The 17,203-nt window shown below is 68.4% G+C and carries 17 protein-coding genes; 5 read left to right on the forward strand and 12 right to left on the reverse strand.

From position 1 onward, the window contains the following. Window positions 1-4: 4 nt before the first annotated feature. Window positions 5-316, forward strand: coding sequence for an antibiotic biosynthesis monooxygenase family protein (locus ACRSBM_RS38300; RefSeq protein ID WP_434451611.1), 312 nt, complete (start codon window positions 5-7; stop codon window positions 314-316). Then, window positions 316-1,110 (forward strand): SIR2 family NAD-dependent protein deacylase, encoded by a 795-nt coding sequence (locus ACRSBM_RS38305; protein WP_434453391.1) that lies wholly within the window; start codon window positions 316-318, stop codon window positions 1,108-1,110. Before ACRSBM_RS38300 ends, ACRSBM_RS38305 begins: the two co-directional genes overlap by 1 nt. Here ACRSBM_RS38305 and ACRSBM_RS38310 read toward each other — a convergent pair. The 6 genes from ACRSBM_RS38310 to ACRSBM_RS38335 all read right to left on the reverse strand — a co-directional run bounded on the left by ACRSBM_RS38310 (window position 1,082) and on the right by ACRSBM_RS38335 (window position 8,005). Then, on the reverse strand, window positions 1,082-2,056 hold the full coding sequence (locus ACRSBM_RS38310; RefSeq protein ID WP_434451612.1) for an endonuclease/exonuclease/phosphatase family protein: 975 nt from the start codon (window positions 2,054-2,056) through the stop codon (window positions 1,082-1,084). The genes ACRSBM_RS38305 and ACRSBM_RS38310 overlap by 29 nt on opposite strands. 83 nt (window positions 2,057-2,139) lie before the next feature. Next, on the reverse strand, window positions 2,140-2,919 hold the full coding sequence (locus tag ACRSBM_RS38315) for a hypothetical protein (protein WP_434451613.1): 780 nt from the start codon (window positions 2,917-2,919) through the stop codon (window positions 2,140-2,142). A 21-nt stretch (window positions 2,920-2,940) separates the two neighbouring features. After that, complete coding sequence (locus ACRSBM_RS38320) at window positions 2,941-4,056, reverse strand: hypothetical protein (protein ID WP_434451614.1); 1,116 nt, start codon at window positions 4,054-4,056, stop codon at window positions 2,941-2,943. A 14-nt stretch (window positions 4,057-4,070) separates the two neighbouring features. Further along, window positions 4,071-4,391: a WXG100 family type VII secretion target gene (locus ACRSBM_RS38325; protein ID WP_434451615.1), complete on the reverse strand. Its 321-nt coding sequence runs from the start codon at window positions 4,389-4,391 to the stop codon at window positions 4,071-4,073. Next, entirely contained in the window at window positions 4,388-5,068 is a 681-nt protein-coding gene (locus tag ACRSBM_RS38330) for a YbaB/EbfC family nucleoid-associated protein (protein WP_434451616.1), read from the reverse strand. Before ACRSBM_RS38330 ends, ACRSBM_RS38325 begins: the two co-directional genes overlap by 4 nt. Window positions 5,069-5,443: 375 nt before the next feature. Next, the gene (locus tag ACRSBM_RS38335; RefSeq protein WP_434451617.1) at window positions 5,444-8,005 is read right to left on the reverse strand and encodes an ATP-dependent Clp protease ATP-binding subunit; all 2,562 of its coding nucleotides are present in this window, start codon (window positions 8,003-8,005) and stop codon (window positions 5,444-5,446) included. Between the two features lie 319 nt (window positions 8,006-8,324). On the opposite strand from ACRSBM_RS38335, the gene ACRSBM_RS38340 reads away from it, so the two are divergent. Then, on the forward strand, window positions 8,325-9,122 hold the full coding sequence (locus ACRSBM_RS38340) for a (2Fe-2S)-binding protein (RefSeq protein WP_434451618.1): 798 nt from the start codon (window positions 8,325-8,327) through the stop codon (window positions 9,120-9,122). A gap of 15 nt (window positions 9,123-9,137) precedes the next feature. On the opposite strand, the gene ACRSBM_RS38345 is transcribed toward ACRSBM_RS38340, so the two are convergent. Genes ACRSBM_RS38345 through ACRSBM_RS38355 form a run of 3 tightly spaced genes read right to left on the reverse strand, consistent with a single transcriptional unit; the run spans window position 9,138 to window position 11,982 of the window. Next, window positions 9,138-9,935 (reverse strand): ABC transporter ATP-binding protein, encoded by a 798-nt coding sequence (locus ACRSBM_RS38345; RefSeq protein WP_434451619.1) that lies wholly within the window; start codon window positions 9,933-9,935, stop codon window positions 9,138-9,140. Continuing rightward, the gene (locus ACRSBM_RS38350; RefSeq protein ID WP_434451620.1) at window positions 9,932-10,993 is read right to left on the reverse strand and encodes a FecCD family ABC transporter permease; all 1,062 of its coding nucleotides are present in this window, start codon (window positions 10,991-10,993) and stop codon (window positions 9,932-9,934) included. The genes ACRSBM_RS38345 and ACRSBM_RS38350 overlap by 4 nt, the downstream gene beginning before the upstream one ends. Next, window positions 10,990-11,982 (reverse strand): FecCD family ABC transporter permease, encoded by a 993-nt coding sequence (locus ACRSBM_RS38355; RefSeq protein ID WP_434451621.1) that lies wholly within the window; start codon window positions 11,980-11,982, stop codon window positions 10,990-10,992. Before ACRSBM_RS38355 ends, ACRSBM_RS38350 begins: the two co-directional genes overlap by 4 nt. A 60-nt stretch (window positions 11,983-12,042) precedes the next feature. Between ACRSBM_RS38355 and ACRSBM_RS38360 the strand changes: the two genes are divergently transcribed. Continuing rightward, entirely contained in the window at window positions 12,043-13,008 is a 966-nt protein-coding gene (locus ACRSBM_RS38360; RefSeq protein WP_434451622.1) for an ABC transporter substrate-binding protein, read from the forward strand. Between the two features lie 70 nt (window positions 13,009-13,078). Here ACRSBM_RS38360 and ACRSBM_RS38365 read toward each other — a convergent pair whose 3' ends face one another. Both ACRSBM_RS38365 and lysS read right to left on the reverse strand, forming a co-directional pair. Then, window positions 13,079-13,426, reverse strand: a complete 348-nt coding sequence (locus ACRSBM_RS38365; protein ID WP_434451623.1) for a histone-like nucleoid-structuring protein Lsr2 — start codon at window positions 13,424-13,426, stop codon at window positions 13,079-13,081. A gap of 115 nt (window positions 13,427-13,541) precedes the next feature. Next, window positions 13,542-14,996 carry a lysine--tRNA ligase gene (lysS, locus tag ACRSBM_RS38370; RefSeq protein ID WP_434453392.1) on the reverse strand — a complete coding sequence of 485 codons (1,455 nt, stop codon included), beginning with the start codon at window positions 14,994-14,996 and terminating at the stop codon, window positions 13,542-13,544. Between the two features lie 136 nt (window positions 14,997-15,132). On the opposite strand from lysS, the gene ACRSBM_RS38375 reads away from it, so the two are divergent. Next, entirely contained in the window at window positions 15,133-15,888 is a 756-nt protein-coding gene (locus tag ACRSBM_RS38375; RefSeq protein ID WP_434451624.1) for a class I SAM-dependent methyltransferase, read from the forward strand. 13 nt (window positions 15,889-15,901) lie between these two features. On the opposite strand, the gene ACRSBM_RS38380 is transcribed toward ACRSBM_RS38375, so the two are convergent. Continuing rightward, window positions 15,902-17,143 carry an RNA-guided endonuclease InsQ/TnpB family protein gene (locus ACRSBM_RS38380; RefSeq protein ID WP_434451625.1) on the reverse strand — a complete coding sequence of 414 codons (1,242 nt, stop codon included), beginning with the start codon at window positions 17,141-17,143 and terminating at the stop codon, window positions 15,902-15,904. Window positions 17,144-17,203: the final 60 nt, after the last annotated feature.

Below are 17,203 nucleotides of genomic sequence, written 5' to 3' on the forward strand. Positions count from 1 at the left end.
TGTCATGGCAGTCGTGAAGATCAACGCGATCAAGGTTCCCGAGGGCAACGGCCCCGAGCTCGAGAAGCGGTTCGCCGCCCGTCTCGGCGCCGTGGACAACCAGCCGGGCTTCCTCGGCTTCGAGCTCCTGCGCCCCGTCGCGGGCGAGGACCGCTACTTCGTCGTCACGCACTGGGAGACGCACGAGGACTTCGTGGCGTGGCGCGACGGGTCTGCCGGTGCGGCCGCACACGCCGGTGAGCGCGCACGGCCCGTGTCGACCGGTGCCGACCTGCTGGAGTTCGAGGTCGTGCTGGGCAGCAAGCCCAAGCAGTGATCGAGCAGGCCTACGACAGAGCCGCCGAGCTGATCGCCGGTGCGGACGCCGTCCTCGTCTGCGCCGGTGCCGGCATCGGGGTCGACTCGGGTCTCCCCGACTTCCGCGGCACCGAGGGCTTCTGGCGGGCGTACCCGCCGTACGAGCGGCTCGGGCTGAAGTTCGAGGAGATCGCCGACCCGGTGCACTTCGCCGACGACCCGGCGCTGGCCTGGGGTTTCTACGGCCACCGGCTCGCCCTGTACCGCACCACCGTGCCGCACGAGGGTTTCTCGGTCCTGCGGTCGTGGGGTGCCCGCGTCTTCACGTCCAATGTGGACGGCCAGTTCCAGAAGGCGGGCTTCGCGGACGTCGCCGAGGTCCACGGGTCGATCCACCACGCCCAGTGCGTGGAACCGTGCACGGACGAGATCTGGGAGTGCTCGTTCGACGTCGAGATCGACCCGGAGTCGATGCGGGCCGTCGGCGAGCTGCCGTCGTGCCCGTCGTGCGGCGGTCTGGCCCGGCCCAACATCCTGATGTTCGGCGACTGGGGCTGGGTGCCGTACCGCAGCCAGGCGCAGCTCGACGAGCTGACGGCGTGGCGGCGTTCGGTGCGGAACCTCGTCGTGATCGAGATCGGCGCGGGCAGCGCGGTGCCGACGGTGCGGCGTCAGGCCGAGCTGGCGAGCGCGGCCAACGGCGCGTTGATCCGCATCAACACCCGCGAGCCGGAGGTCCGCCACGGCCGTGGCGTGTCGCTGCCGGTCGGCGCGCTGGAAGGCCTCACAGCGCTGGCACGACGAACTGCGTGACGACGGCCCGGTGGTCGCTGCCGGGCACGTCGAACACGTCGACGGTGTCGACCACGCACTTCGCGTCCACCAGCACGTGGTCGATGGTGACCGGCGGCGGCCAGACGCCGCTCTTGCTCGGCCAGGTGTGGATCAGCCCCTTGCCGACCTGGTCGGCGGCGTCCACGTAGCCCTTGTTGAGCAGCCGCGTGAGGCCGACGTGGTCGAGCGTCGCGTTGAAGTCGCCCGCCAGCACCCTGATCGCGCCGGTCGAGTCGGGAGCCGGCAGTCCGGCCAGCTCGCGTTGCCAGGCCTCCGGACCGGCGGTGACGACCGGCGGCAACGGATGCACCGACACGACCTCGATGTCCCTGCCCGGCAGGTCCACCAGCGTGCCGGCCTGCCGCAACGTGCCCGGCGGGGTCAGGTTCCGTTGTGAGAGCGGGAACCGCGAGGCGATGCCGCTGCCGGACCCGCCCGGCTCGTCGAGGAAGACGCGGTTGGGCAGCACCTGGTCCAGGCCCGCCCGTTCGAGGTCGCGGACCATCTCCGGCGTCAGCTCCTGCATCGCCAGGATGTCGATCCTGCGCTGGCGGACCTCCTGCACAATGGCCTGCGCGTCCGCGATGCCGGTGAGCAGGTTCGAGGTCATCAGCCTGACCTGCTGCCCCACCCCGTTGGGCCGCGCGTCCGGGAACGCCCGCGGCGCGACGTTCGCGACGAGCACGACCGCCACCAGGGTCATCGTCAGCCCGACGGCCCATCTCCTGCGGAGCAGCGCGAACAACCCGACGAGCAGGCCGCCGACCGTGATGTACGGGATCAGCGACGTCGTGGCGATCGTGTACCGGGTGCCGTCGATGCCGAGCAGCCGCACCAGCGCCGCCGTGACGAACGCCATCGCGCTCACGACCAGCAAGAACGTCACGAACCCGCTCTTGCGCGGCTGCACCTCGGTGGTGACCACGTCGTGCAGTGTCGCCGAACGCTCGTCAGTCTCCCGTGTGGTCGCCACAGCCTGAAGACGGTTGGCGGCGGTCTCCCGTTGCGTCAGGCGGTGACCTCCGGGTGCGCCGGCTGGGCATCGGGCATCCGATCGAGCAGGCCGATGATCGCGTCGACCTTCCGCAGGATGGTCTTCGGATCGATCTGCCCGGTGGCGACCGAGTAGGCGATTCCCGACTCGAACGTGAGGGTCCGCAGGTCGCCCATCCTCGACTCGCCCAGCAGCCGCTCCACGACCTGGGTCGTGAACATCGCGGCCGCCCGGTGCGGATCGCTGGTGCACGCCACGAACTCGGGCGCCACGGGCTCGGGCAGCCGCAGCTCCAGCCACTGCGGCTGCTGGTCGCGGGCGACGGTCTGCGGCATCTCACCGACCCACTTCCGAGCTCCGGTGCCGCCGGCCCAGCTGCTGGACGCGATCTTCAGCGGCACCAGCCCCGAGGCGGCCACCTCGATCCGGTGCTCGTAGTGGGTGACCACGTTGCCCTGCGTGGAAGCGCTGTTCAGCTCGATCGACGCCTCGGTGACCCGAACCCGCCACCCGTACCGGTCGAAGTCGAGCGCGTGGTCGAACCGCCCGTCCGACGCCCGGTGCAGCCAGGAGATCACGTCGCCGTACTCGTGTGCGAACGGCCGCCGGAGACCCGCGGACCACGCGTTCGCGTGCGACGCGGTCCCGCCGACGGAGGACGCGAACTTGGCCAGCGCGCCCGCGTGGTCGAGCGCGGCCTTCTTGTCCGCGCGCCACCTCAGCCAGAACATCAGTGCCACGAGCGCCACCAGGATCAGCACGAGCAGCCCGAGCTGGAGCTTCCACGGTTCCATGTCGTCCCGTTCCCCGATGAGTCAGATGTCGAGATAGCCCTCGATGCGCTGCCTCGAGTAGTCAGTGCCAGTCTGGTCGTACGAGTTGGCCTTGTCGTTCATACCCTGGTTGCGCAGGCCCTTCTCGTGCGTCGGGTTGACCTGCGCCAGCGCTTCGTTGCCTGCGGCGTCCACCAGGGACTTCCCGAAGCCCTGCTGCACCCGCTCGCCGATCATGCCGTCCTTGCTGTTCAGGCGGGTGATCGGGTTGGTCTTGAGCTTCTGCAGCTTGCTGAGGCCCTCGAGCTTCACGTCGGCCGCGTGGCTCGCGACCTTCTTGTCCGCCATGGACTTCTGGAACGCGGTCTTCACGTTCTTCAGGCGGCTGCCCAGATTCTTCAGGAACTGCATGATCTTCTGCAGGAACTGGCGCAGCTTGGCGACGATGCGGGACACGCGACCCGCCGTCGACGCCACGCGGACACCGGTGGCGGCTCCGGCCGCGGCGGTGGAGGCGCCGAAGCTCGGCACCGCGGCCGCGAGTGCCGGGATCCAGATCATGATCAGCCAGGTGATCAGCTCCGTGAGGATGGCCTTGATGATGTCCTCGATGATCGTCATGATCATGCTGGAGGTCATCAGCATCTCTGCCAGCTCACCGGCCTGGCCCGCCACGCCGTCGATGCCGTTGGCGAACTCGCCCAGCTTCGTGCTGGCGACCTCGGACGTCTGGCCGCCCCAGGACTGCACGGAGCTCGCCAGGTCCTGGTCGAAGGTGTCCCGCAGCTTGCCGATGCCCTCGGCGATGGCGCCGTAGTTCTCGCCGGCCTGCGACAGCGCCGGGCCGTCGCCGCTGACGAAGTGGATCGCGTCCTCCAGCGGCTGGCACACGCTGATAAGGAAGTTCAGGCCCTGACCGACCAGCCAGCCGATCGGGTCCAGCGCGATGCCCTGCGCGGCCGTGCCGACCGCGCTGATCAGGGCGCTGCCCTCGGAGGCCAGCGCGGCGCTACCGCCGGTCTCGTTGCTCTTGCCCAGCGCCTCTTTCGTCTTGAGGTAGCTGCCGTAGAAGGGCGCCGCCTCGGCCGCCTTCTGGCCGGTGGTCTTCTCACCAACGGTGATCTTGACCCCGCCGGCCTCGAACTCCTCTTCCGCCATGCCGGGTAGTCCCCCTACTTCCCGTTGATATCGATCTGGACGCCGTTGAAGATCGACGCCAGCGCGTCCTCGTGGTTCTGGTAGTCCTGTGCAGTGCCGCGGAACTTGTCCCCGGCCGACTGCAGGCCGTTCTGCAGTTCCGTCATCAGTTCCTTGAGGTCGCCGAGCATCTGGTCGTACTCGTCCTTGACGAACAGTCCGACGATGCCCCACGATTTGTCGCCCACGTCCGCCTTGTCGACGAGCCCGGCGATCGCACCAGCGGTGCTCTTGTGGCCGTCGAGCTTGCCCGCGAACGCCGTCAGCTCTTCGGGCTCGACCTCGAAGCCGCTCATCGGCCATCCTCATCGTCGTAGAGGTTCAGGTATCCGCCGCCGCCCTGCTTCGGTGGCGCCGGGGGCGGCTGGGAAGAACGCTGCTGCCACGAGTCGCCCCGGAGCACGTTCTGGTCGGAGAAGTCGTCCGGGGGTTCCGGCGCCGGCCTGCGCGGCGGCGGCGGTGGCTGCCGGACCGGACCACCCTGCGGCCCGGGTGCGGGAGGAACCGGAGGCTGCGTCGGCGGCATCGGAGGCATCGGCGGCCGTTGCGGAGCAGGAGTGGCCGACTCGTCCTCGGTAGCCCGCTGCAGGTCCTCTTTGGACATACCGAAGAGCTGCGCCTGCGTTTCCAGCACCTGGTCCTTGAGGCGCATGTCGTCACCCAGCGCGCCTTCGACGATCCCGGCCTGGCGGCGCGCGGCTTCCGCGACCGCCTTCTGCAACGTGGACATCAGTTCCGCGGCAAGCGAAGCGGGGGGCCGGCGCATGGCCTGGTCGGTCAGCCGAATGTCCTTGATGGACCCGGACGGCCCGGCCACGACCGTAATCGCTCTGTCGGCCGACGTGGCCACCGCCTCCATGTCAGCCAGCTGCTGCTGCATGTCGCCGATGTTGGCGAACTGCTGGTCGACACGGTGCATCTGGGACTGGAACCGCTCGAACTGAGCCACTAGCTGGTCGAACTCGGCCGACACTGCTGGGGCCTCCCTTTCCTCAAGTCACCGTTCGCAGGATTGTCGACATCGGATCGCCTGCGGTGAAGCGAAACGTGCGAATCCACACTGCCTTGTGATCGGACGAACAGAACACCAGGCTGGTTCCACCCGAGCCTGCTGGATCACTCGTTCTGCGGCTCGGGGGCGGCAAGGTCCACCGGCAGGGCGCCCGGCACGCGGTGCAGCAAGGCGATGATCGTGTCGACCGTGCGCACCGTCACGCCGGGCAGGATCGGCCCTCTTCAGAGCCCGAACAGTCGACGCGGCCGAGTGACCACCGCGACAGACGAGGGCGGCGAACGACAACGGCTCCCAGGCCGGAAGCCTGGGAGCCGTTGTCGGGTACTGCCTAGATCACTCGTTCTCGTTGGCCGGAGCGTCCTGCGGCTCGGCGGCGGAGGCGGCGGTGAGGTCGACCGGCGGGGCGTCCGGCACGCGGTTCGGCTTGGCTTCGCCGCGGAACACGAACTTCGCCTTGTCGTGCTGGTCGGACTCGCCGTCCCAGCCCTCGACGTCGGTGATGATGATCTGGCCCGGCTGGATCTCGCCGAACAGGATCTTCTCCGACAGGGTGTCCTCGATCTCGCGCTGGATCGTCCGGCGCAGCGGGCGGGCGCCCAGCACCGGGTCGAAGCCGCGCTTCGCGAGCAGGGACTTGGCGCGGTCCGTGAGCTCGATCGCCATGTCCTTGTTCTTCAGCTGCGTCTCGACGCGGGCGATCATCAGGTCCACCATCTTGATGATCTCGTCCTGAGTCAGCTGGTGGAAGACGATGATGTCGTCGATGCGGTTGAGGAACTCGGGGCGGAAGTGCTTCTTCAGCTCGTCGTTGACCTTGTTCTTCATCCGCTCGTAGTTGGACGCGGTGTCCTGACCCGAGGTGAAGCCGAGGCCGACGGCCTTGCTGATGTCGGACGTGCCCAGGTTCGACGTGAAGATGATGACGGTGTTCTTGAAGTCCACCGTCCGGCCCTGACCGTCGGTCAGGCGGCCGTCCTCCAGCACCTGGAGCAGCGTGTTGTAGACCTCCTGGTGGGCCTTCTCGATCTCGTCGAAGAGCACGACGGAGAACGGCTTGCGGCGCACCTTCTCGGTGAGCTGGCCGCCCTCTTCGTAGCCGACGTAACCGGGAGGGGCACCGAAGAGCCGCGACGCGGTGTACCGGTCGTGGAACTCGCCCATGTCGATCTGGATGAGCGCGTCGTCCTCGCCGAACAGGAAGTTCGCCAGCGCCTTCGAGAGCTCGGTCTTACCGACACCGGACGGGCCGGCGAAGATGAACGAGCCGGAGGGGCGCTTCGGGTCCTTCAGGCCGGCGCGGGTGCGGCGGATCGCCTGCGACACGGCCTTGACCGCGTCGACCTGGCCGATGATCCGCTTGTGCAGCTCGTCCTCCATGCGGAGCAGACGCGTGGTCTCCTCCTCGGTGAGCTTGAACACCGGGATGCCGGTCCAGTTGGCGAGGACCTCGGCGATCTGCTCGTCGTCGACCTCCGCGACGACGTCCAGGTCACCGTCCTTCCACTGCTTCTCCCGCTCGGCCTTCTGGCCCAGGAGCTGCTTCTCCGCGTCACGCAGCTTCGCCGCGCGCTCGAAGTCCTGCGCGTCGATCGCGGACTCCTTGTCGCGACGGACGTCGGCGATCTTCTCGTCGAACTCGCGCAGGTCTGGCGGCGCGGTCATCCGGCGGATGCGCATGCGAGCGCCCGCCTCGTCGATGAGGTCGATCGCCTTGTCGGGCAGGAACCGGTCGTTGATGTACCGGTCGGCCAGCGTGGCGGCGGCGACGAGTGCGGAGTCGGTGATCGAGACGCGGTGGTGCGCCTCGTACCGGTCGCGCAGACCCTTGAGGATCTCGATGGTGTGCTCGAGCGACGGCTCGCCCACCTGGATCGGCTGGAAGCGGCGCTCCAGCGCGGGGTCCTTCTCGACGTGCTTGCGGTACTCGTCGAGCGTGGTGGCGCCGATCGTCTGCAGCTCACCACGGGCCAGCATCGGCTTGAGGATCGACGCGGCGTCGATCGCGCCCTCGGCGGCACCCGCGCCGACGAGCGTGTGGATCTCGTCGATGAACAGGATGATGTCGCCGCGCGTGCGGATCTCCTTGAGGACCTTCTTCAGGCGCTCTTCGAAGTCACCGCGGTAGCGCGAGCCCGCGACCAGCGAGCCGAGGTCGAGCGTGTAGAGCTGCTTGTCCTTGAGCGTCTCGGGCACCTCGCCCTTGACGACCATCTGCGCCAGGCCCTCGACGACGGCGGTCTTGCCGACGCCGGGCTCGCCGATGAGGACCGGGTTGTTCTTGGTGCGGCGGGACAGCACCTGCATGACCCGCTCGATCTCCTTGGCGCGCCCGATGACCGGGTCGAGCTTGCCCTCCCGCGCCGAGGCGGTGAGGTTGCGCCCGAACTGGTCGAGCACCAGGGACGACGACGGCGTGCCCTCGCCGCGGCCGGGCGACTCCGACGTGCCCTTCTCCGTCGAGTAACCGGACAGCAGCTGCAGCACCTGCTGCCGCACCCTGTTGAGGTCGGCGCCGAGCTTCACGAGGACCTGGGCCGCGACGCCTTCGCCCTCGCGGATCAGGCCGAGCAGGATGTGCTCGGTGCCGATGTAGTTGTGGCCGAGCTGAAGCGCCTCGCGCAGCGAGAGCTCCAGGACCTTCTTCGCACGTGGGGTGAAGGGGATGTGACCGCTGGGAGCCTGCTGGCCCTGGCCGATGATCTCCTCGACCTGCTGGCGGACGCCCTCCAGCGCGATCCCCAACGACTCGAGCGCCTTGGCGGCGACACCTTCACCCTCGTGGATCAGACCCAGGAGGATGTGCTCGGTGCCGATGTAGTTGTGGTTGAGCATCCGTGCCTCTTCTTGGGCAAGGACAACCACCCGCCTCGCGCGGTCGGTGAACCTTTCGAACATTCGCACTCCCTGACTGCTGCGTCGGCGGTCCTCGGCTCCACCGATCTACCCTGGTGAGCGCGGCACCGTGGCTCCACTGTAGTGGGCGGTACCGAGGCCTGTGGTTCCCGTCAGCGGACAGTCGCGTCCGGGGAACATTGACATCGGCATCAACGCAGGTCGGGCCCAACGGATTCCACAGATCGGGCGATGTCCGCTCAGCGCGAACAACCCACCGTCGAGCGAAAGTCCTGTGACCGGGGCCACCTGGAGAGGCGCGAGAAGCACGATCTTGGGTAAGGTTAGGCAAGCCTCATACCCATGAGATTGGACTTGAGCGTTGACCGTACCGGCGAGGGTCTCACAGCAGAACCCGCGTGCGCTCACGCCTCTGGCCGAGTCCATCGCCCGCCTGCGGGTCGAGTCCGAGATCAGGTTCGGCATGCCACCGCGGGACTGGACGATCTGCTCGGAGCTGCTGGCGGAGCCCTCACGCTTCGACCTGTGGCGCAAGGACCTGGCCGAGTGGATGGTCGAGCAGTACGGCGAGTCCGACGACCGCGCGACCGCGGGCTACGTCATGGGCTGGTACCTGCACCAACCCGGCTACCTGGCGGGCCTGCTCTTCCACACCGCCCGCCGCGTCCCGACCCTCCGGCCGCGCGACATGGCGTTCCGCATCAACCCGTCGGGCCGCCCGCACCCGGACGGCATCGCCCTGTTCAGCGACGAGTTCGCCTGCCTGCCGGACGACCCGGCCTCGAACCACCCGGCCGCCACCGTCGTGGCCGACGAGGCCGCGCTGGCCGCGATCCTGCGCGCCCGCTACGCGGCCCACGCGGCCCAGTTCGTCGCCTCGTTCGGCCAGGTGGTCCGCTTCGGCCGCCGCACCCTCTGGGCCGCCGCGACCGACATGCTGGAGTACGGCCCCTGGGCCGCCGGCCGCACGTTCGGCGACGAGAACGCCGGCGTGACCGACGCGGCCCTGATCCTGCCCGAGAAGCTCGCGCCGTTCGTCGCCGCGTCGTCCCTGCACTTCACCGACGAGGGCTGGAAACGCAAGCGCAACAGCTGCTGCTTCCACTACGTCCTGCCGGACGCGGAGCCGTGCACGGCCTGCCCGCGCACCTGCTCCTGAGCGTCCGCCCTTCCCCTACGGCAGCCGGTGCCGCGACCCGACCGGCACCACCAGCGGCGTCCCGGACACGGGGTCTTCCACGACCCGCGCGTCCAGCCCGAAGACGTCCAGCAGCATCTTCTCGGTCAGCACCTCGGCGGGCGTCCCCTGGGACACGATCCGCCCGCCCCGCATGGCCACGATGGTGTCCGCGTACCGGGCGGCCAGGTTCAGGTCGTGCAACACCATGACGATCGTGCGTCCCATGGACGCGTGCAGCTCCTGCACCAGGTCCAGCACGTCGATCTGGTGCGCGAGGTCCAGATAGGTCGTCGGCTCGTCCAGCAGCAGCAGGTCGGTCCCCTGCGCGAGGGCCATCGAGATCCAGGCCCGCTGCCGCTGACCGCCCGACAGCTCGTCGACCGTCCGCTCGGCCAGGTCCGCGATCCCGGTCATCTCCATGGCCGCGTCGACCGCGGCGGCGTCGTTGGACGACCACTGCCGGTACCAGGACTGGTGCGGGTGCCGGCCGCGGGCGACCAGGTCGGAGACCGTCAGGCCCTCGGGTGCGACCGGCGCCTGGGGCAACAGTCCCAGCACTCGCGCGACGTCCCTGGTGGGCATGCCGTCGATCTGCTTGCCGTCCAGCAGCACCGCTCCCGACCTGGCCGGCAGCAGCCGGCCGAGCGCCTTGAGCAACGTGGACTTGCCGCAGCCGTTCGGGCCGATCACCGCGGTCACCGTGCCGCTGATGACCGACAGGTCCAGGGTGTCGACGACCAGCCGCTCCCCGTAACCGATGGACAGCGACGACGCCTCAAGACGCACACTCATATCCGCGCCTCCCGGCGGCTCCGAACCAGCAGGAACATCAGATAGGGCGCACCCAGCACGGCGGTGACGACACCGACCGGCAGCTCGATGCGGTAAACGGTCCTGGCCACGAGGTCGGACAGCATGACCAGCACGCCGCCGACCACCACGGACCCGAACAGCGGCGGCTGGGCGGTACCGGCCAGCCGCAACGCGATCTGGGGCGTGGCCAGCGCGACGAACGCGATCGGGCCGGCCGCGGCGGTGGCCACGGAGGCCAGCACGATCGCGACGATGATCAGGAACGACCGCGCGACGTTGACGCGGATGCCGAGGCCACGCGAGGTCTGGTCGTCGTACTGCAGCGCGCCGAGCACGTGCCCGCCGACCAGCGCGACCGGAACCAGCACGACCAGGGCCAGCGCCACCGGCACGACGTGCTCCCACCCTCGCCCGTTCAGCGACCCGGTGATCCACACCATCGCCCGGCCGGCGTCCAGCACGTCGCCGACGGTCAGCAGGTAGTGCGTGAAGTTGCCGGCCACCGCGGTGATGCCGATGCCGACCAGCACCATCCGGAAGCCCTCGATGCCCCGCCGCCACGCCAGCGCGTAGACCAGCAGACCGGCCACCAGTCCACCGGCCAGGGCGGCGAGCGGCACGCCGATCGAGGCCGCGCCGCCGGTCACCACGCCGAGCGAGCCGGCGAAGGTGATCACCGAGACCGCTCCGGCACCGGCTCCCCAGGTCACGCCCAGGATGTCCGGCGAGGCCAGCGGGTTGCGCACGATCGCCTGGAAGATCGCGCCCGACAGCCCGAGCGCGCCTCCGACGAGCAGACCGGTCAACGCGCGCGGCAGCCGCAGCTCCGTCACCACGAACTGGTCGCGCCGCGTGCCTCCGCCCAGCAGGGTGTCGACGACCTGCGAGACGGTCAGCGGGAAGTCGCCGATCATGATGCCGACGACCAGGACCGCGGCCAGCAGCGCCAGCCCGGCCGCGACGACGACCATCGGCCGGGGACGCAGCCGGAACGACGTGGCCCCGACCCTCAGCGCGGGCTGCGCGGTGGCGCTCAAATCTTCACCAGCTTCTTGCGACGCACCAGGTAGATGAAGAACGGCGCTCCGAGCAGCGCCAGCATCACGCCGACCTCTACTTCGGACGGACGGGCCACCACGCGGCCGACGATGTCGGCGAACAGCAGCAGGATCGCGCCGACCAGCGCGGAGAACGGCAGCAGCCAGCGGTAGTCCGGCCCGGTGAAGGCACGCGCCACGTGCGGCACCACGAGACCGATGAACCCGATGGGCCCGCACGCCGCGACAGCCCCGCCCACCAGCAGTGTGATGGCGAAGATGCCCAACGAGCGCGTCATCCCGACCCGCACGCCCAGCGACTTGGCCACGTCCTCCCCCAGCGACAGCGCGTTGAGGCCCGGCGCGTTGAACGCCGCGACGACCAGTCCGAGGAGGAGGAACGGCAGCACCTGCGCCAGTACCGTCATGTCCCGGCCGGTGATGCCACCGACCTGCCAGAACCGGAACGCGTCGAGCGACTGCTGGTCGAGCAGCACGATCGCCGAGACCAGACCGTGCATCAGGGCGGACACGGCGGCGCCGGCGAGCGCCAGCGTCACCGGCGACGGCCCTCCCCGTCCGGCGGAGCCGAGCAGGAACACCAGCACGCTCGCGACCAGCGCGCCGGCGAAGGCGAACCAGATGTAGCCGACCAGCGAGTCGATCCCGAGCAGGAAGATCGAGAGCACGACCGCCAGCGCCGCGCCGTGCGTGACGCCGAGGATGCCGGGATCGGCCAGCGGGTTGCGCGTGTGGCCCTGCATGAGCGCGCCACCGACGCCGAGAGCGATGCCGACCGCGATGCCGACCAACGTCCGCGGGAACCGCAGCTCGCGGATCACCACGTCGTCCTCGACCCCGGTGGGCGTGAAGAGACCGTGCCACACCCCGGAAAGCGGGATCTCCTTGGAGCCGATCGCGATGCTCGCCAGAGCGACGGCGACCAGCACGACCAGCAGGAAGAGCAGGCCCAGCGACCTACGACCCAAGGCCTACCCTCCTATGCTTCTGAAGACAGGTAAGCCTAACCGAACAAGATGAGGGTTCCGATGCGCAGGTCCATAGTTCTGATCACATCCGCGCTGCTCACCCTCAGTGCCTGCGGCACGCCCCAGCCCGAGACCGGCAGTGGTGGCGGTGGCGTCACCGTCGAGCACGCGATGGGCAGGACCGAGATCCCCGCCAGGCCGAAGACCGTCGCCGCTCTCGACACGAGCTACATCGACGCGACGCTCGCGCTGGAGACCGATCTCGTCGCCTACACCCACTACTCAGGACTGGGTCCCGGCAAGTACCCCGACTACATCGCCGCCGACTGGGAGAAGTACGCGAAGAACGCGCAGCCCGTCGGCGACCTCATGCAGCCGGACCTCGAGAAGCTGGCGGGGATCTCGCCGGAGCTGATCGTGTCGGCCAAGGTCCGCCACGCGGAGATCTACGACAAGCTCACCAGGATCGGGCCCACGGTGTTCAGCGACTCCACCGGCCTGACCTGGAAGGAGAACATCCGGCTGCTCGGCCGTTCACTGGGCAGGGAGGACCTCGCGAACACCAAGATCTCGGCCTACGAGGCCCGCGCGAAGAAGGTCGGCGACGCGATCCGGGCGAAGGCCGCCAAGAACCCGTCCGTCTCGCTCGTGCGGTTCGTCGCCGGTGAGCAGACCGTGCGCCTCTACACGGAGAACTCGTTCCCCGGCACGGTCCTCTTCAAGGACGCGGGGCTCGCGCGGCCCGACGGCCAGCCGACGTCGGAGAAGATCGCGGTCTACCTGAGCCAGGAGCAGCTGTCGTCCGTCGACGCCGACCGGATCCTCACCAGCACGTGGGCCGATCCGAAGAACGAGTCGCAGAAGATCAAGGAACAATATTCGGCGAACCCGTTGTGGGCTCAACTAAAAGGTCAGAAGCAAGAGGTCCGCGATCTCGTTTGGATCGCATCGGTCAGCCTTCAGGGCGCACACGCGATGCTCGACGAGCTCGCCCGGGGATTCGGTGTCGATCCAGCCGGTAGTTGAGCAGTCACCCAAATAGCACGAAGGGGTTCCGAGGAATCATCCCCGGAACCCCTTCGTGCTTTACCGAATTTCAGCCCTGCTGGTGGTAGGCGTCGAGGACCTCAGCCGGGATGCGACCCCGGTCCGACACCTTCATGCCCTGCTTGCGTGCCCACTCGCGAATGGCCTGGTTCTGCTCACGATCCGCCGATGCGGGGCGCGCCTTCACACTGGCCGGACGACCCGGTCCAACGCGCTTGCGGCCACCCGCACGACGTGCGCTTCCCACGAAGTCGGCCAGGACATCGCGAAGTTTGCCCGCATTCCCCGAGGAAAGGTCGATCGTGTAGCTGACACCATCCAGTCCGAACTCGACGGTCTCCTCCGCGGTGGAACCGTCCAGATCGTCGACGAGGGTCACCGTGACCTTCTGCGCCATGCGTATCCTCCTGGACCCCGAATGCGCGGTCACCCGCGTCGCCAACTTAAAGCCTTCTGCGAGGCAGGTTAGCGCACGGGTGCCGCATTGCACCTATCGACATCCGGAAAGTTACTCATTCAGGGCGAACGAGCGGGAACAAGATGGTCTCCCGGATACCCAGACCGGTGAGGGCCATCAGCAGCCGATCGATACCCATTCCGACGCCACCACTCGGTGGCATTCCGTACTCCAGTGATCGCAGAAAGTCTTCGTCGATCGGCATCGCCTCGACGTCACCGGCCGCGGCAAGGCGGGCCTGTGCTTCCAGGCGTTCCCGCTCGATGACCGGGTCCACCAGTTCGGAGTAACCGGTTCCGAGTTCGAATCCGCGGACGTACAGATCCCACTTTTCGGCGACACCCGGCTTGGTGCGGTGCTGCCTGGTCAGCGGGGACGTCTCGACCGGGTAGTCGCGCACGAACGTCGGCGCGTGGAGCGAGCCGCACACCAGGTGCTCCCACAGCTCCTCGACCAGCTTGCCGTGCCCGAACTTCGGGTTGACCTCGAGTTCGTGCCGGTCACAGAGCTTGCGCAGCGTCTCGGCGGGCGTCTCGGGGGTGATTTCCTCACCCACCGCCCCGGACAACGACTCGTAGATGCTGAGCGTCGTCCATTCACCCGAGAGGTCGTACTCGGTGCCGTCCGCCAACGTGACGATCTGAGAACCCGTCACGGCTTCCGCCGCTTCCTGGATCAGCTCACGCGTCAGTACCGCGTTCGAGTCGTACGTCGCGTACGCCTCGTAGTACTCCAGCATCGAAAACTCGGGCGAATGCGAGGAGTCCACGCCCTCGTTGCGGAAGTTCCGGTTGATCTCGAAGACCTTCTCGATGCCACCGACGACACAGCGCTTCAAGTACAGCTCCGGCGCGATGCGCAGGAACAGGTCGATGTCGAGCGCGTTCGAGTGCGTGATGAACGGACGCGCGCTGGCCCCTCCCTGCAGCGTCTGCAACATCGGCGTCTCGACTTCGAGGAATCCGCGCCGGTGGAACGACTCGCGCAGAGAACGAACGACGTTCGCACGGGTCCGAACAGTGTCCCGGGCGGTCGGCCGCAGGATCAGGTCGACGTAACGCTGGCGAATACGGGTTTCCTCGCCGAGTTCCTTGTGTGCGACCGGCAACGGGCGCAGCGACTTCGACGTCAGCTGCCAGGCGTCGGCCATCACGGAAAGCTCACCGCGGCGGGAGCTGATGACCTCGCCGTGCACGAATACGTGGTCGCCGAGATCGACGTCGGTCTTCCACTCGGAAAGCGCTTCTTCACCCACACCGGCGAGGCTCAGCATCGCCTGCAGTTCGGTGCCGTCGCCTTCGCGCAACGTCGCGAAGCACAGCTTTCCGGTGTTGCGCAGGAACATCACGCGCCCGGTGACGCCGACGACCTGACCGGTCTGCGTGTCGGGTTCGAGTTCGGGATGTGCGTCGCGAATCTCGCGCAACGTGTGCGTGCGCGCGACTTCGACGGGATAGGGCTCCTTGCCGGAAGCGAGCAGCCGCGCACGCTTTTCCCGGCGCACGCGCATCTGCTCTGGCAGGTCTTCTTCGCTGGTCACGGGGCTTTGCTTCGGCTGCTCACTCACGCGGAGAAGGGTACGGAAGAGCTCGTGGGCGAAGCGAACCGGATACCCCGGCGGATCCCGGACGCCCTAAGTTGGACGGATGGATCTACACGCGAGGCGAGCGGACTCGTTCGGCGCGCAGGCGGAGGCCTACGCCGAACACCGGCCTGACTATCCCGTGGCGGCGATCCGGTGGGCGCTGGAGCCGCTCGGCACTTCCGAGCGGCTGGAGGTCCTCGACCTCGCCGCCGGCACCGGAAAGCTGACCGCGGGCCTGGTCGCGGAAGGCCACCGCGTGACAGCCGTGGAGCCCAACGAGCAGATGCTGTCCGAGCTGGTGCGCCGTGTTCACGACGTACGCGCGCTACCTGGCCATGCGGAGCACATCCCCGTACCGGACCAGACGGTCGACGCCGTGCTCGTCGGCACCGCGTTCCACTGGTTCGACCAGGAGAAGGCGCTGCCGGAGATCGCCCGCGTGCTGCGGCCCGGCGGTGTGCTGGCGGCCATGTGGGTCGAGCCGGACCAGGACGTCGAATGGCTGGCCGAGTTCGAACGGGTGTCGGCGTCCAGCGTCGAGAACCGGCGGCAGGATCCGACGGGCATGATGGCGCACCCGATGTTCGGGCCGGTGGAGAGGGCGACGTTCCCGCACACCCACCGCAGGGACTCGCCGGAAGCCGCCGTCGCCTGGGTCAACACCCACTCGCGCATGCTCGTCGTCGACGACGCGGAGCGTGCCGCGGTCAACGACAAGATGCTCGCGTTCCTGCGCGGACGCCCGGAGACGTCGAACGGGCCGTTCGACGTCCCCCTGCGCGCGGAGGTCTTCCGGATGGTGCGGGTCAGCGATTGACATCCTCTCCGTCCTAAAGGGCGGAGATTCCCTCCACGCCGCGCGTGGACCGCGCGACGTCCGGGTGGGTTACCGCTTCGCGGCGCGGTGCCGGCACACGTGCTGGTCTTACCCGCGCTCCACGGTCGTTTGAGTTGTCCGCCTGCCCGGCGGCCAACACGTTCCTCGCGGCGTTGACGTCCCGGTCGCGGACGCTGCCACATGGGCACGTCCACGACCGCACGGACAGCGGCTTGGGCCCGTCGATTCGTCCGCACTCCGAGCACGTCTGTGACGTGGGCGCGAACCGGTCGATCCGGGCGAAGACGCGTCCGTATCGGGCCGCCTTGTACTCCAGCATCCCGGTGAAACCGGCCCAGCCGGCGTCGTGCACGGACTTCGCGAGCCTGGTACGGCCCAGACCGGTCACGCACAGGTCCTCGACATACACCGCTTGGTTGTCGCGGATGATCGCCGTGGACAGCTTGTGCTGCCAATCCCGCCGCGTGTCGGCCACCTTCGCATGCGCGCGAGCGACCTTGACGACGGCTTTCCTGCGGTTGTTCGAGCCCTTGACCTTGCGGCTCAGCGACTTCTGCAACCGCGCCAGCCTGCGTGCCGCCTGGCGCAGGAACCTCGGCGCGGCCACCTTCGTACCGTCCGAGAGCACCGCGAAATGCGTCAGGCCCAGATCAATGCCGACCTCGGACTCGGCCGCCGGCAGCGTCTCGTCCCGCCCCGTCATGACGACGAACGAGGCGAAGTACCGCCCGGCCGCGTCCTTCACGATCGTCACCGAAGACGGTTCGGAAGGCAGGCCACGCGACCAGCGCACGTCCAGGTCACCGATCTTCGGCAACCGCAACCGTCCGTTGCCCAGCACCGCGAACCGGGCGTTGCGGGTGAACCGGACAGCCTGCCGATTGTCCTTACGGGACCGGAACCGGGGCGGGGCGACCTTGCGGCCCTTGCGTTCACCCGTGACCGAAGCGAAGAAGTTGCGGTACGCGGTATTCAGATCCGCCAGCGCCTGCTGCAACACCACCGCCGACACCTCACCCAGCCACGCCCGCTGCGGCATCGCCTTGGCCAGCGTGATGACCTGCTTGGACAACTCCCCATCCGAAATGCGAGGCAGCCCGGCGGCATAGGCCTCCTGCCGGGCACGCAAGCCATCGTTGAACACCACCCGCGCACACCCGAACGCCCGCGCCAGCGCGTCCCGCTGATCCGACGTCGGATAGACGCGGAAGTTGTAACGCAGCTGCACCCGCACCAGCCCATACGGTTGGTTTCATGACAGACCTCGCCGGAGTTCGTACTGGCCGACAGTGCG

Origin of the sequence: Lentzea xerophila (assembly GCF_051094245.1) — a bacterium.
Classification (GTDB): Bacteria; Actinomycetota; Actinomycetes; order Mycobacteriales; family Pseudonocardiaceae; genus Lentzea; species Lentzea xerophila.